The sequence below is a fragment of the Streptomyces sp. NBC_01224 genome (assembly GCF_036002945.1).
Classification (GTDB): Bacteria; Actinomycetota; Actinomycetes; order Streptomycetales; family Streptomycetaceae; genus Streptomyces.
Genome location: NZ_CP108529.1, coordinates 219,836 through 234,924, shown reverse-complemented (window position 1 = coordinate 234,924; position 15,089 = coordinate 219,836). Strand labels below are relative to the sequence as shown.

Annotated in this window: 10 protein-coding genes and 4 pseudogenes; 9 read left to right on the top strand and 5 right to left on the bottom strand. The window is 68.1% G+C overall.

All coding sequences use genetic code 11. From position 1 onward, the window contains the following. Positions 1 to 413 precede the first annotated feature (413 nt). Positions 414 to 929, top strand: coding sequence for a CGNR zinc finger domain-containing protein (locus tag OG609_RS01085; protein ID WP_327270995.1), 516 nt, complete (start codon positions 414 to 416; stop codon positions 927 to 929). A gap of 503 nt (positions 930 to 1,432) precedes the next feature. Here OG609_RS01085 and OG609_RS45945 read toward each other — a convergent pair. Both OG609_RS45945 and OG609_RS45940 read right to left on the bottom strand, forming a co-directional pair. Next, positions 1,433 to 2,113 carry a 2Fe-2S iron-sulfur cluster-binding protein gene (locus tag OG609_RS45945; RefSeq protein WP_442818053.1) on the bottom strand — a complete coding sequence of 227 codons (681 nt, stop codon included), beginning with the start codon at positions 2,111 to 2,113 and terminating at the stop codon, positions 1,433 to 1,435. A gap of 74 nt (positions 2,114 to 2,187) precedes the next feature. Then, positions 2,188 to 2,874: pseudogene (locus OG609_RS45940) on the bottom strand (MOSC domain-containing protein); the annotation flags it as partial. Positions 2,875 to 2,924: 50 nt separating this feature from the next. Here OG609_RS45940 and OG609_RS01075 point away from each other — a divergent pair. Both OG609_RS01075 and OG609_RS01070 read left to right on the top strand, forming a co-directional pair. Then, positions 2,925 to 3,282: pseudogene (locus tag OG609_RS01075) on the top strand (IS5/IS1182 family transposase); the annotation flags it as partial. A 75-nt stretch (positions 3,283 to 3,357) separates the two neighbouring features. Further along, on the top strand, positions 3,358 to 4,146 hold the full coding sequence (locus tag OG609_RS01070; protein ID WP_327270993.1) for a hypothetical protein: 789 nt from the start codon (positions 3,358 to 3,360) through the stop codon (positions 4,144 to 4,146). A 214-nt stretch (positions 4,147 to 4,360) separates the two neighbouring features. On the opposite strand, the pseudogene OG609_RS01065 reads toward OG609_RS01070, so the two are convergent. Then, positions 4,361 to 4,850: pseudogene (locus tag OG609_RS01065) on the bottom strand (ankyrin repeat domain-containing protein). 33 nt (positions 4,851 to 4,883) lie between these two features. Then, a pseudogene (locus OG609_RS45935) lies at positions 4,884 to 5,054 on the bottom strand (IS630 family transposase); the annotation flags it as partial. 186 nt (positions 5,055 to 5,240) lie between these two features. Between OG609_RS45935 and OG609_RS01060 the strand changes: the two are divergent. From OG609_RS01060 to OG609_RS01040, 5 genes are all read left to right on the top strand, one after another. Further along, the gene (locus OG609_RS01060) at positions 5,241 to 5,567 is read left to right on the top strand and encodes a hypothetical protein (protein ID WP_327270992.1); all 327 of its coding nucleotides are present in this window, start codon (positions 5,241 to 5,243) and stop codon (positions 5,565 to 5,567) included. A gap of 178 nt (positions 5,568 to 5,745) precedes the next feature. Continuing rightward, complete coding sequence (locus OG609_RS01055) at positions 5,746 to 6,255, top strand: hypothetical protein (protein WP_327270991.1); 510 nt, start codon at positions 5,746 to 5,748, stop codon at positions 6,253 to 6,255. A gap of 715 nt (positions 6,256 to 6,970) precedes the next feature. Beyond that, a complete protein-coding gene (locus tag OG609_RS01050; protein ID WP_327270990.1) occupies positions 6,971 to 7,258 on the top strand; it encodes a transposase in 288 nt (95 codons plus the stop codon). Between the two features lie 5 nt (positions 7,259 to 7,263). Then, entirely contained in the window at positions 7,264 to 8,166 is a 903-nt protein-coding gene (locus tag OG609_RS01045; RefSeq protein WP_327277901.1) for an IS3 family transposase, read from the top strand. Between the two features lie 664 nt (positions 8,167 to 8,830). Continuing rightward, positions 8,831 to 9,364: a DUF4232 domain-containing protein gene (locus OG609_RS01040; protein WP_327270989.1), complete on the top strand. Its 534-nt coding sequence runs from the start codon at positions 8,831 to 8,833 to the stop codon at positions 9,362 to 9,364. A gap of 620 nt (positions 9,365 to 9,984) precedes the next feature. On the opposite strand, the gene OG609_RS01035 is transcribed toward OG609_RS01040, so the two are convergent. Then, the gene (locus OG609_RS01035; protein ID WP_327270988.1) at positions 9,985 to 13,686 is read right to left on the bottom strand and encodes a S8 family serine peptidase; all 3,702 of its coding nucleotides are present in this window, start codon (positions 13,684 to 13,686) and stop codon (positions 9,985 to 9,987) included. Between the two features lie 263 nt (positions 13,687 to 13,949). Between OG609_RS01035 and OG609_RS01030 the strand changes: the two genes are divergently transcribed. Further along, on the top strand, positions 13,950 to 14,966 hold the full coding sequence (locus OG609_RS01030) for a helix-turn-helix domain-containing protein (protein ID WP_327270987.1): 1,017 nt from the start codon (positions 13,950 to 13,952) through the stop codon (positions 14,964 to 14,966). Positions 14,967 to 15,089 lie beyond the last annotated feature (123 nt).

Below are 15,089 nucleotides of genomic sequence, written 5' to 3'. Positions count from 1 at the left end.
AGGACGGCAGTTCGCGCGCGGCGGGCTCGGCCTGACTGCAATAGTGGCATTCGAAAGGCCCGCACTTGACGATCGTGATGGGCGTGTGCATCGGTTCCCGGAGTGGTTTCGTGCCGAGTCCACAGCGTCGACCAGATCGTGCGGCTGCGTGCAGTCGCCGAGCGGAGCACGCTGGCGGGCGCCGGGCAGCAGTGCGCTGATCCGGTAGCCGCCGGCAGGTCGCCGTCGAGACTGCGGCACCGGCGACAACGTCGATTTCCCAGTTCCGGCGTCTGGTCCAGGCGGTGAAGTACCGCGCCGGGCGGGCCCGGACGCCTCCAGGTCATATAACCTATATGATGAAATTTGATGGTTAAACTGGACGCGAGGCAGGATAACCTGTCAACGATGGGAAACAGGTTAGGGGTCGGAGTGTGGCGATCGACAGGGCTCAAGAAGACACGCTGCTGGAACTGCTCAACACGACCGCCGTGGTCGAGGGCTCGACACGGGATGCTCTCGGCACGCGCTCTGCAGGCCGTGCATGGGTGCGCCAGCACGGAGGGAGCGGGGCGAGCGACGAACTCAGCTGCCTCATTGCCGCACGCGACGCCCTTCAGGAGGTCGTGAGAGGCGGGCGCGAAGCGGCGTGCCTGGGTGAATTCCTGCAGGGGGTCAGCAGCGTTCCCGACATCTCGGGCGGGAAGCTCGAATGGTCCCTGCGGGTACCCGCCACGCGCCGCATGGCGGTTGAGTCGGTGCTGACCTGGGCCACCCTGCAGGAGACCAAGCCAGGACGGCTCAGGCCCTGCGCAAACCCGCAGTGTCGACGCTTCCTGCTCGACCGAAGCAAGCCCAACAGTGCCCGGTGGTGCTCCATGGCCGAGTGCGGAAACCGGATGAAGGCCCGACGCCACTATCAGCGCGTCAAGGAAGCCCAAAACTCCTGAGGCCTCTCGGAGGGCAGACCTTGGAAGCATTGATCTGCCCGCGCCGCGGAGACCGGCTTCGGTGCCCGTCATCCGGTGCTGGCAAATCTGCGGACGGGCCAGTGGAATTGATGGTGGAAATCGGTCAGCGATGCCGGCCGTCGGGAGCTATCCCGGATTGGCGGCAGCCAAATCCAGGAGGCCCCCAACTGCGCGCAACCTGTTGGCCGATTCCCTGCATCGACTGTCCTCCATCACTGCGGGTGAGGTGTCTGGAGGCGCCGTATCCGGACGGACTGCCCCAAGCGGCGGTGGTGTCGGGGTGAAACGCCATTTCGGATCGGACCTGAGGCGGGCGGCCGACTTGAAAGGCCTCGGGAGATGTCCGGGCGGTGCCGCAGGTCGCCGGTCAGCATGCCGGTGGCCTCCGGGCTGAGGTTCTGACGGCCCGACCGCCTGCCGGTCCGGAACTCGAAGAGGCCTTGTGCCATGCGAGGGGAGCGCTGTCCGCGGTCCGCGTCACCTCACAGGTCGAGAAGGACATCGGTGGTGGGGATGCTGCAGCATGGCAGGGCTTCACCCGAGGCGGGATTCTCCAGGGGCTGAGTCGTGTACTGGACGTGGTCGGTGAGCGGGGGCGTGGTGCAGGTATGGCATACCCCGGTGCGGCAGGACCAGCGCGTGGGGATGTCGCATGCCTCCGTCAGCTCCAGCAGTGTTTCGTACTGGTCCGACCAGCGGGTGGACAGTCCGCTGCGATCGAAGGTGACGAAAGGCCCTGTGCCCTGAGGACCGGGCGGCCGGTGAGGATGTGCGGGACCTGGGCCGGTGAGGCCGGGGTTGACGGCTGCCTGCGCTCCGAAGATCTCGGTATGGATGTTCGAACCGCTCAGCCCCGCCAGCTGGAGAGCAGCTGCCACGTCCGACATGAAGCCCGCAGGGTCGCACAGGTATGCGTGTGCATCGGCGGGGATGCCCAGCTCCCGGATGCTCTCATTGGTCACATGTCCGTGCGTGATGCCCGGCCCCCTGGCGGCCTCAAGATTCGGGGTGGTGTAGTAGATGAAGGCGCAGGCGTTGGGCAGCCGGGCGAGCAGTTGCCGGGCTTCTTCTGCGAAGGCGTGCTGCCCGGGGTTGCGCGCGGCGTGCACTCGCCACACGGCGCGGGAGCAGCGCTCGCGGGCCGGCTGGTGCAGCATCGCCAGAACGGGGTGGCGTCGATGCCCGCCGAGAACAGTGCCACGGGCATGTGATCCTCGGCCAACACGAACGTCCCGCGGGAGGCGGTCACTTCGATGACGTCGCCACTGTTCACGTGGGTGTGGAGGTAGGTGCTGACAGCGCAGCGGTCTTCGCGTTTGACGCTGATCCGGTACTCGGCGGCACTGGGGGCAGAGGACAACGAATACGAACGTACCAGGCTGGGCTGGCCCGCTCTGGGGACCCGTACGCTCAGGTACTGGCCGGGCATGGCCGGGGGCAGCGGCTGGGAGTCCATGGCCTGCAGGTAGAACGAGGACACCGTGGGCCTCTCGGGGACGACCTGGGTCACGTGCAGCCGCCTGAAGTCCCTCCACCCCGGCGCGGCGGGTGAGGGGGGCGGCTCGTCGAGCCGGCGGCCCATGTCCTGGAAGGACTGCTGCCATCCGGGGCTGAGCGCCTCGATACTCAAGGCGGTACGGAGTTTGGCCGGGTCGGGACCCGAGAGACAGAGCAGAGCATCGGTATCGGCGACGGTGAGCAGCCCGGTGCGGGTCCGCGCGATCTGGGCTCCCGCCCGCACCCGGCCCTCGGTGATGACGCGTAGATAAAAGCCGGGCCGGTGGTGGGCGACCAGCAGCGAGGCCATGCGCGGCTCGTGCAGCCGCGTGCGGACGCGGTAGCAGGTCACACGTGGCTGAGTTACCTCGAATTCGGCTTCGCCGATGCGGCACCGGTCGCCGATGCACACCTCGTCGTCCGCCAGCCCGTCCCCGCTTCCCGATCACCAACCGCTGGCGCGAGTCCGCCTGACGCATCTCGGTCCTGGACCGAATCCGTGTTCCCGCCCCGGCGGGGCCGTCCCGCACTCGGCCCGACCATCTTGGTGGCGGCAGGGCGCACTCCTCCCGTCGCAATCGCCGTTATCTGCGGCGTCGAGATATCAAGCACACGATTCCCGAGCTGAAGACCCAGCAGCCCAACGACGCCGCGGAAGCAACGGCGGCCGGCCCACCGGCTTCGGCCGCGGCCGGTATGCCCAACGCGATGAAGTGGAGCGAACCATCCTGGCGCTCAAGGGCTTCCGGGCCGTGGCCACCCGATACGAGAAAGGGCGTATCTCTTTCATGGCACAGTCACCGTTGCTGCCATCCGGCTGTGGCTCCGCTCGTGATCCGCTTTCGGGAACCGCTGTCACAGCCGGGCTGTACGCTGCGGACGATCTGAGACCAACTGACCAGAAGGCACGATGACGCGCATCCCCAGACCATCGCCTGAAGCGATACTCGCCGCGCTCCCCGAACTCGCTCCGTACGCGCGCGACGCAGTCGTGCTGCACCCCGAGCGCGGGAAGCCAGAGGCCGGCAGCAGCTCGATTGGCGGCCCGCTGCTCTGGCCGAGCGACGAGGCGTGGCCCGAGTGCTCCTTGCCTGACGGAGAAAGCCCTGCAGGCGTACCTGCCACACCCATGGTGCCCGTCGCCCAGATCTACCGGCGTGACATGCCGGGACCGTGGTGGCCCGCCGACACCGACCTTCTGCAGATCCTTTGGTGCCCCAATGAACACTGGGATCCTCCGGCCCAGCAGGCCGACGCCAGCCCCGTACTGGAGGTGCGCTGGCGTCAGGCCGCCCAGGTGACAAGCCAGTTGACGACCCGGCCGCTGCCGTCGCGTTACGACGAGGACGGATACCTGCCCCAGGCGTGCTCCATCACCGCTGAGTATCTGACCGACTTCCCCTTCCGGGACGAACTGCCCCCAGAGCTCCGGCCGCGGCTGGAGGAACTGGTCCGTGAGACCGGCGACGGCGGCGACATCATTACCCGTCTCGCGGGCTGGAAACTGGGCGGCTGGCCAACCTGGCACCTGTCGCACCCCACCGTGTTTCGATGCAGCGAGTGCGGCACGGGCATGACGCTGCTGTTCACCGTGGCCAGCGACGACAAGACAGGGGTTGTTGTCGGCAGGTGGGGCGACCTGAGAATCTTCACCTGCCCCGTCGACCACCGGCACGCTTTTCAGGCAGACCTGCACTGACTCAGACTCATCACCCGCGCCGCGACGCATCGGACACGCTCTAGCCGAGCACTTGCTCGGTGCGAGCGCTCTGCTCTGCTCCTGCAATAGAGGGGACGTGCTGACGCTCTTCTGGCCGAAGTCACTGAATTCATGCTGCTGTTCGAAGAGAGGGACTGGGGCATCGAGTAGTACGTGGCTGTGATTCAGGTGGATCCTGCAGTCAAGGGTCGCCTCAATCCAGAGGTCCAGGGACGAGGTCCATCGAGCTGATTGGATCCCTGATGACGAACGGTGATGGTCCGTGGTTCCCCGTGGGGGTTGCTCCCGCTGTGGTGAGGAGGGCGACAGTTTCGGGATGGGGGCCGTCGATCGCCCAGTCGAGGGGGAGAGCGGCCCGTGCCGTGATCTTCATGAAGGTTCGGATCGGCGCTGTGCGCCAACAGTTGGCGGACTGTCCCGGTGTACCCCCAGCATGCGGCTGCGCACAACGGCGTGCCCTCCGAGCCGAGTCTGCTCTCGGAATCCGGGGAGGTCCCGGCCGCCAAGAGCAGGCGAGCGATCTCTGCTTCTCCGTTCGTGGATGCCACATCCCTGCCGACGACCTGGTCGCCCTCATCGGTACTGAACTCGCCGACGGCAACCCGCCGCAAAACCCGGCGGCGGCCGACGTAGCCACGCCGATCTGGGACGCCCGACGCCTGACCGCCGCCCAGGTAGAGCATGTCGGCGACACAGCGAAGTCCATGCGGCAGGAGCGCGTAGGTAAGCAGTTGGATGACTGTGAGCCAGTCGGCGCTCGCGGTGATGAACGTGCGCAGTGGCTTGGTCAGGTGCGGGCGCACATTGTCCCAGGCCGGCACGATCGGGCCGCCGAGCTGGATTCGGGCCCGGACCAGCAGGTCGCGGAAGTCGCGCCAGCCGAAGTCAGCGGAGTCTGCATCGACGACCCGTCCCAGGACGTTCTTCACGGCGTTCGTACTGGTCACGTGCCTCTTTGGTCGGAGCGCAGGAGCAGACGATGACAGTGTTCACGTACCCGGAATTCCCGTATGAGTGATCACGTACGGGCCATCGTTCGAGGTCAGGCCAGAGAGAAATGTAAGATGCCAGGGGTGTTCTGGCTGAGCGCCTGCGCCGGGAAGGCCATCTACACCTTCGACTGCACGCGCGACGGCCGCCGCATCGACGGCGACTGGGGTGTACTGGAACTGATTTGGTACAACCGGGGCCGCGCCCCTTACTACCGGGGCGGCCAGCTCGACTTCCTCAACCAGGCCATACGCCGCGCCGAACTGGACCACTCCGAACTAACCGGCGAGTTCGAACTGTACTTTCACGCATTGGAAAACGCACTCGGCCTTCAACTGCCCCAGCAGGACATCCAGGAAGGAACAGTCCAGGCCGCACAGTGGGCACGCCGCAACTCAGACCGAGGTTGAAAGTCAAGCTGACCTGCGAGCTCACCCCGGTAAATACTTTGGCCCACTCTCTGAACATGACCCTGTACTTACCTCTGCGCTTGAGGAGTACGCGGACGGCTTGTGTCCTTCGGCTCGGGAGATGCTCCTCCGTACACTCAAGCGTGCGAGTGTTTGAAGCACCGATATGGAAGGCTCGATGATGTCCGGCGACCGTGATGAGACCGAGCCGGCCTTTCGGCTCGGCTGGCGAGGCGCTCACTACCTCGGATCGCCGGTGGACGACCTATGGATAGCCATCGGCGAAGAGCCGGACGGAACATGGTGGTTCGACGCCTACTTCATCGGACGCGTGCCACTGGGTGGCGGTGCGCCACGGTCCGCCGCGTTCGCCCAGTGGCTGCTGGCAACCCCACCCGAAGGCCGGTACGAGAAGGAGTTCATGCTGATTGATGGCGAGCCACAGCGCGGATCGCGACAGATCGCGGACGGCACCTGGCTGACTGTCGAGGTGCTGATGGGCCGTGAAGAAACCGATGGGCCCGAGTTCCTTCAGGTACTGCTGTCCGGCGAGACGCGGGTGCAACGCCTCGCCTTCGAAGTGTGCGCGCCACTGGAATGCCAGCCGATACATCGTTCCGATCTCGAAGACACCATCGCCCGACTTCTCACGATCTCCGCTGATGAAAGTCCTGAGGCCAAGGCTTGACGCGCAAGCACGGTGGCCAAACCGTTCGGTATCCACAGTGCCTGCTACCGCGGGCGCAGCCCCTGTTCCCACGGGTGCGTGGCACGGCTCCTCGCTTGCAGGGGCCGGGACCGTCTCGGGACAGCGCTGTCGGGCCCTGCTCGTAGTGTCGTGAGTGAGGCCTCGCCCGTTGCAACCCACAGGTTGCCGGACGATGGCCCTGCGCTTTTGGGCGATCACAGGCCCAGGGCGATGGCATTGCTGGCCCCGTGGCCCGTAGCTCTGTGGTGGACGGAGATGGATCGTACGATTTGGTGGCTGTGCCGAAGCGTGGGGCCGGTATTTGTCTCTGGTGCGGGCGGACGGCTGGGAGGGGTTTGCCCCTGGGGCGAATACGGCCGTGGTTACTACTGGTGCTCATTGGTGTTGTTGTTCTCCTTCGAGTGGGCGGTGCCGTCGGCGTTTGCTGCGGAGCCAGGCTCCGACGAGTGCCGCGGTGGCCGGGCTGAGGGCAGCGCGGGCCATGGCGAGCGTGGTGTTCACCCATGATGGTGAGGACTGCACACGTACCGAGAGCGGTCGTCCAGAGGCGCACCTGGGCCGTGACCGGCCCAATGTGCGTGTGACAAGGCCAGCAGCAAAGAGGACATTGAAGTTCCCCCTCTGAAGTGGACAGCCTGATACTGGGACGGATCAGTCCCGGAGGAAGCAGTCCAGGTTGAGTGGCAAGAGCAACATGAGCAAGCGGTACACGTCGGAGTTCAAGCGGGACGCGGTGGCACTGGTCCGGTCGTCAGGGCGGAACGTCACCGAGGTCGCCCGGGAACTCGGTGTGAGTGCGGAGGGGCTTCGCGGCTGGGTGAAGCAGGCGAAGGTCGACTGCGGCGAGGGGGCGCCCGGCGCGCTGACCACGGCGGAGAAGGATGAGCTCCAGCGGCTGCGCAGGGAGAACCGGGAACAGCAGCAGACGATCGAGATCTTGAAAAAAGCAGCGGCCTTCTTCGCGAAGGAGACGATGAAGTAGGCACGCTGTGCCGTTTCATCGACGCGGAGAAGGCCGCCGAGGCCAACCCTGGCGGCTACAGCGTGGCTTTGCTGTGCCGTGTCACGGGGATCAACCGCTCCACCTTCTACTCCTGGCTGGCGGCCCGGCCGACAGCGGCCGAACGACAGTGCGCCGAGGACGAGTTGAGCGAGGAGATCCGTGAGATCCACGCCTCCTCGCGGGGTGCCTACGGCGCCCCGCGCGTGCACGCCGCGCTGCGGCGCAAGGGACATGCGATCAACCGGAAGAAGGTCGAGCGGATCATGCGCGAGCGCGACATCCGCGGCATCACCCGCCGCAGACGCCGCCACCTGACGCAACAGGACACCAAGGCCGCACCGGCTCCGGACCTGGTCGGCCGCGACTTCACCGCTAACCGGCCCGGCATGAAGCTCGTCGGTGACATCACCTATCTGCCGACGATCGACGGCTGGTGGTATCTCGCGACCGTCATCGACCTGGCGACGCGCGAGGTGATCGGTTACGCGATGGCCGAACACCATCGTGCCGAGCTGGTCACCGACGCGCTGCGGATGGCCGCCGGCCGCGGTGACCTTCAGGGTGGCTGCATCATGCACACCGATCGCGGAAGCGAGTACACGAGTGGCGAATTCCGCCGCGAACTACAGGAGTTGAACCTGAGGCAGAGCATGGGAAGAACCGGCATATGCTACGATAACGCCGCAGCCGAGAGCTTCTTCGGACTGCTGAAAGCGGAGATCGGCACCGCCGTCTGGGAGAGCCGCGAGGCGGCCCGCGCTGACATCTTCCGCTTCATCGAGGTCGAGTACAACCGCACCAGGCTCCGCAAGCACCCCGAGTTCGGGTACCTCACCCCACTCGAAACCCGAGCCAGGCTGCAGCACGACTTCACCCCCGCAGCGTAAGCAACCGCTGTCCAAGACCAGGGGGGAACTTCAATCGATGCACTGCCGGCGTCATGCCTGCGGGTGTGGGGAGCCCCACGTGCGCAGGGACAGGCGCGCGGCGTCGTCGATCGCCGTGGGGGCTTGCCGGAGCCAGCCCCCACACGCGTGGGAACGAGCGCAAGCCACTGGCGTCGTCTCGAACAAGGAGTCAGGTTTCTGAAGCCGGCGACAGCCGTCGTCAACCGGGACAACCTGTCGGCCATCGACGGCTGGACCAGCATGAGCGAATGCGATGGTGGCATACCTCAGCCTGGCGCGTAATCAGAATCTACAGCGAGTCGGTGGGCCTGGCCCGTCGGCGAGTAAGACCCCAGAGCGGTCCTGTGCTCACGGAGTGGCGCACGGTTACGGCCACTTTCTTGCGTAGCCGGCCATGCACCATCCGAGGTCACGACCAGGTCAGAGCCCTACGCGGGCCGATGGCGGGGGTGGGTGCGACGCTGGGAGGGGGTGGAAGCCGAGCCGGTATGGAGCGGGTCGGTGTCATTCAGCCTCGGGCGATTCCGGTCCAGCGCTCTGGCGGGCCCGGTTGCCGAACCAGCCGGAGAGCACTTGGCGGCGGGGGCATTGAGCGTTGCGAGCGGTGGGAGGACAGCCCATGAAATACACATCGGGAATCAGCGTGACCAAGGCCGCGTCCGTGTTGGTAGTGACGGGTGCTTTGGTTGGATGCCTGCTGGCAGGTACCGGTTCCGGAGCATCGGCAGATGCGGCCGCCCTTGGGCGGGCCCCGGTTGCCCCATGCACGAACACCCAACTCGTCGCGAACAGTGCGCAGCGGACGGAGCCCAACCAGGTACGGATCACCGTCATCAACCAGGGGCCGAGGCCGTGCGTGCTGAGCGGCTTTCCCACCGTGGCTCTCGCGGGTCAGGGCTCGCCGGAGAGGAACAAACCCCTCAATGTCGTCCGGCAGGGCAAGGTGGGGTCAGTGCAACTGGCGGTCGGCGGCCGGGCCTCTACGCAACTCTCCTTTACGCCGGTTCTTGGTGAGGCGGGCGGGTACTGCGTCTCCGGCGCCGCGCCTTCCGTCGCGCCCTCGATCGTGGTGGGTGTCGCGGGCGGGAGGCAGCAGTTGGCGCCGGATGATGGTGGCGACTTCGCGCTCTGCGGCAGCACTGTCCGTGCTACTGCCTTCCGCGCTGCCGGTTCCTGACGGTCGGAGGGTGTCGCATGGGTCACCGCGCTCGGTCCGGAGGAGCCCAGCGCTACTCCGGCAGCCTCGCCACGCCTGTGCCGCAGGCTTTCAACATGGCCTCCCTACCGGATCAGGAAACCGGCTTCGGAGTTGACCCGCCCGTCCGAGGACGGGCGGGTCACACGCTGTACACCGGCCCGTATCCACCAGGCGGCGTGCGCAAGTACGGGGGCCGGTTGGTGCTTGACTCGCTCTTCTACGTGCTGCGCTCGGGCGGACCCGGCGCCGCCGAGCTCTGCGCAGCGGCGTCGCAGGGCGCTCTGGCTGCTGACGGCCGTCGTCGACGACCGGGGTGGTGAGTGGGGCGTATACAGGGCTCTGGCTCCGCACCGGGGGCACAAGTCCTGGTTGGTCATGCCTCGTTGAGGGGCACGCCCGGAGCCGATGCGGGCGGATCGGAGGCCGGGGCCCTCGGTCGGGACCTGAATGATGCTGATCCCCTTGCTGGGCGCGCCGCGTGGGTTCGACGCATCGGGTCGCCCAGCAGTGGCCGGATACCACGTGTGGCCCGCCCCTGTCACCGTCGCTGGGTGGACGCGCACGCCGGGGCGCCTGCGGTGCAGGCGCCCCGGCATCGGTCAGCGGCGGATCTGGTAGGCGCGGGTCACCGTCTGCTCGATGGTGTTGCCATCGGCATCGGTGGCCTGCACGCGCAGCGACACGAAGCCCGCGTTCGCGGGGTTGCCGATCGTGCCGTTGAGGCCGTCGTCGAGACGGACCTGCTGCCAGTTGGTGCCGTCGTCGTACGAGGCCCACAGCTTCGCCCCGGCGAGCTTCAGACCGTTCAGGCCCTTGGGGTAGCGCACGCCCAGTCCGATGTGGGTGGTGGAGTGCCGCCGGGCGCTGTTGGCCTGGTCGACGTCGAGTCGGTAGTCGACCGACAGGACGGGGAGCAGGGTCAGTCCTTCCTTCCGCTCGGAGTGGAAGCGCCAGTCGGTGCGCACCTTGGTGGAGGTCGTCCAGCCGGGGGCGTCCCGCTGCACGTCGGTGACCACGCGGTATTCGGCGCGCTGTGCTGTCATCGGGAAGGCGACGGGCGCCGAACGGATGCTGCCGAGGAGCTCGCCGTCCCGGTAGACGGTGGACAGCGCCTTGTCGCTGCCGGCTTCGGCGGAGAAGGACTGGTCCTGCGCGGTGTCGAGCAGACCGCCCGACATCACCACACCGACATCGCCCTGCCGGACGGCCGAGTTGGACTGTCCGTTTGGCAGCGCGGTGCGGACCACGGCCTTGTTCCAGTCGCGGTGCACGCGCTGTCCGGCCTTGAGCGTCGAGGTGTTCGTCAGCTTCCAGGAGCCGTCCGACGTCCACACGGGACCTGCCTTCACCGCTTCCCAGGTGGGCACATCCGCGGAGACGTACTCGGTCCGGGAGCGCGGCAGGACCACCCGGTCGAAGCCGAAGTACGCTGTCGGCTGCATCGGCGAGCGCGTCAGCCGGGCGTATCCGCCTTCGGTGGCCGGCGTCGAGGCGTGGAACGAGGAGTCCACGGTGGCCAGTTCCTCGTCGCGTACCCGGTAGCGCTGGTCGGCGGGGATGCCGCCCTTGCGGTACTTCAGGAGCTCGTAGGAGTACGGGCTCACCGCCGTACCGGAGATCTTGATCAGGGCGTTGTCCAGGGCCGCCAGCTCCTTGCCCTGGGTGCCGGAGAGGGTCATCGCCGGGATCTTGGTGGCCGTCGGGCCCCAGTTGCCTGCGAGCCAGTTCTCGGGGACGTCGTTGTAGATGAGGATGGCGAGCGCACCGGCGCTCGCGGCGTCGTCGACCTGCTCTCCCACCGTGCGCTCGGCGCTCCGCTTCACCAGGGCGAGCTTGCCCCGGACGTCCTCGCCGGCCTTCGCCACGCGCAGGACGCGGGTGCCGTCGATACGTGCGGAGCCCGTCCAGCCCTCGAGGTAGGCCGCGTCCAGGGTCCGGTTGCCGTGCCCGACGAGGCGGGCGTCGAGTGCGGGTGCGCTGAGCGACCAGCCGGCGCGCGATTCGAAGCGCTCGTTCGCGGTCTTCGACGGGATGGAGTACACGGCCGTCTCGCCGTCCAGCCACGTCTCGCGGTCGTAGACGAGGTCGCCGTCCACAGCCCGGAAGTTCAGACCGATGCGGGCGCGGTTGGTCTCCGTCGGCCGGGAGGTGGTCATGGTGACCGGGCCGGCCTTGGCGCCGTCCAGGGTGAAGGTCCGATCGGAGTCGATCACCGTGCCCGGCTGGGCGGCGTAGGTGTACTCCTCCAGCCGGCTCCAGTCGGAGGTGTAGTGGAAGATCTCCGAGATGAAGGCGTGCTCGCCGCGCGGTACCCGCACCACGACGGTCCCGTCCGCTGCGACCGGGTACGTCTCGGGCAGTCCGTAGCGGCCCAGCTGCCAGGCGGTGACCGCGGCGATGCCGCTCGTCGGCTTGCCGTCGCGGTCGAGCACCTTCAGCGTGACATCGAAGCGCTGTACGTCGCGGCCGAAGCCGACCGCCGTCACCGCCGCCGTCCGACCGTCGGCGGAGACCGCGGTGACGTGCGCGCCGTGGGATCCGGTCGTCACGCCGGCGGTGTTGAGGGTGAGGCCGACCGCGGCAGTGCCGTGCGCCGGCACGGTCACCGAGTCGGCTCCCAGGCTGAGCACTCCGGCCGGCAGTTCCTCGCCCGCGTTCTCGACCTTCAGGGCGAGGGTGACCGGCTGGTCGCCGTCGTTGACGTACTCGATCTTCTTCCCGACCGGGGCGGTGGCGTCCCAGTCCCGCAGTCCGAAGTCGGCCGTGCCGCTGGCCGATACGGGCTGCCGGAGTGCGCGTGCCACGTCCACGCGGCCGGCGCCCTGGGCGTAGACGGAGGTGGCTGCGGTGGTCTTGGCCGTACTGATCAGCTGGCTCTTCAAACGGGCCGCCGTCCAGTCGGGGTGGCGCTGCGCGAGGATCGCGGCGGCGCCGGCCACGTGCGGCGTGGCCATGGAGGTGCCACTCGCGGTGGTGTACGAGCCGTCCACCGGTGTGCCCATCGTCGTGCCGGCGGCGCGGGCGGCGACGATTCGCGAGCCCGGCGCGGTGATCTCCGGCTTGAGCCCGCCGTTACCGCCTCGTGGGCCCCGGCTGGAGAAGTCGGTGACCGCGTCGGTGGAGTCCACGGCGCCGACCGTCAGGGCCGCGTCGGCGGCTCCGGGTGAGCCGACGGACGTCGCCGCGGGGCCGCTGTTGCCAGCCGCGATGGTGAACAGCACGCCGGTCTGCGCCGTGAGTTCGTTGACCGCCATCGCCATGGGGTCGGTGCCGTCGGCACCTTCCCCGCCGCCCAGGCTCATGGAGATGACCTTCGCCCCCGAGTGCGCGGCCCAGTCCATCCCTTCGATGATCGAGGATTCCGAGCCGGTGCCGCCGTCGTCGAGCACCTTGCCCACGATCAGTCCGGCGCCCGGCGCCACGCCCCGGTACCTCCCGCCGGAGGCGGCTCCGCTTCCCACGATGGTGGAGGCGACGTGGGTGCCGTGGCCGTGGCCGTCGCGCACCGTCTCGCCGGGGACGAAGCTGCGGCTTTCCACGATGCGGTCGGCGAGGTCGGGGTGGGTGGTGTCGACACCGGTGTCCAGCACTGCGACGTTCACGCCGGTGCCGTCGAAACCGTCCTTCCACGCCTCCGGGGCGCCGATCTGCGGGACGCTCTTGTCGAGGAGCGCCTTGACCTGCCCGTCCAGCCAGAGGCGCTGGACGCCGCCCGACAGGCGGGCCTTGGGGGTACCTGCGCGGGCGCTGTCGTCGTCGACGGCCTCCCAGAACGCGGCGCCCTTGCGCTTGTCGGCGCTGACGGCGGCTCCGCGTACGCCGGGGAGCTTCCGTGTGAGGCGGGCTCCGCCGGGTGCGGTGTCCTTGGCGCCGGACGCGTAGCGCACGATCATCGGGGTCGACGCGTAGTGGGCATCGTCGTACCCCTGGGCGATGAGCTGAGTGACGTTGAACAGCCGGCCGTCCACCTGGCCGTTGTGCACCAGCGCTTCGACGTCGCGCGGGATCACGTACACATCGGTGCCGACGGTGTACGTCCGCAGCTCGGCCGCACTGCGGTGGTACGGGGTGATGTTGACGGCGAGGGTCTTGCCCGCCCTCGTGGCCACCGTCACCTGGTCTCCGGTGACGAGGGTGACCTTCGCGGTGCGGACTTCTGCCTGGGACGGGGTGGTTACCGCGTCCTGCCCGGTCTTCGGTGCGGGGGTGGCACCGTACACCAGGCCGCCGCCGGCCACGGTGGTGGCCATGGTGGTCGCCAAGGTGAAGCTGAGCAGTGCGGCTCTTCGCCTGAAACGCATGCTGAAGGCTCTCCTTCCGCCGGCAGGGAGGGTTCCGCGACCGGCGGGTCAAGCCTCGGCAGGACGGAGCACCGGCGCTACGGCCGCGCCTGACGAAGAAGTGACATGTCCGCTCGCCGCCACTTTGCGCGTATCGAAGTCGGATGGTCGTCGTGCGTGATAGCGCGGACATCGTCCCGGTGAGCGGGTGTGGTTGGATCACGCTGAGCCCGGTGGGTGGTACATCGGTTGGGGTGGGTGGGGGCGTCGTGAGAGGCGGACACATGCTGGAGGCCGCGGGGATCGGGGCGGGGGAGGAGCGGGTGTACCGCTTCCTCGTCGGGGTGCGTGAGGCTGATGCCGCGGTGATCGCGGAGCAGCTGGGGCTCGAAGTGGCGCAGGCACACAGGCTGTTGGCCTCGCTCCACGACAAGGGGCTGGTGGGGCGGGTGACCGTTTCGCCGGCGGGGGGCGCGGTGCGCTATGTGCCGGTGGCTCCGGATGCGGCGCTGCGTCCGCTGCTGCTGCGTGGCCATGAGGCGCTGGAGTCGGCGCGGCGGGGGGTGGAGCAGCTCACCGAGGAGTACCGGGCCGGGGGGCGGCGACATGATGCGGGGCAGCTTGTCGAGGTGATCACGGGGGCGAGTGTGATCCGGCAGCGGCTGCGTCATATGGCGTACGGGGCCAGTGAGATGCGGTGGCTCTGCAAGGCCGGCCATGTGGCCATGCCTGCGGCGGAGAACGACGAGGAGTGGGAGCTGCTCGCCCGTGGGGTGCGGTACGAGGCTGTCTACGAGCGCGCGCTGCTGGAGGAGCCCGGCATGGTCGACAACGTTGCCCGGAGCATCCGCGCGGGTGAGCAGGCGCGGGCTACCGGGACGCTGCCGGTGCGGATGGTGATCGCGGACAGTTCGATCGCCATCTGCCCGCTGATGCACGGCGGTTCGGGTGGTTCGCTGGGTGAGCCGACGGCCGCGGTGGTACACGGCAGCAGCCTGCTCGACGCGCTGATCGCGCTGTTCGAGAGCCAGTGGGCGGCGGCGTCGCCGCTGCACGTCACGGACTCCGGTGAGCTGGCCGACTTCGGCGGCAGTCCGCGGCCCGGTGCGAACGTCGCCGACGATGAGCGGTATCTGCTGTCCCTGGTCGTCGCCGGGGTCGCGGACAAGGCGATCGCCTCGCAGCTACGGGTCAGCCAGCGCACGGTGCAGCGCCGGATCCAGGTGCTGATGCAGCGCGCCGGCGCCGCGACGCGGACGCAGTTGGTGTGGCAGGCGGCGCGGCGGGGGTGGCTGTCATGAGAAGGGTGGCTGTCATGAGATACGAGCCGCTGCTCCCTTACCGCAGCGAACGTCGGTGAGTCCGTCAGGCCGGTTGTCGGTTGACCTGACGGACTCACCGGGCCGGCGGCAGGGGGGTGCCGC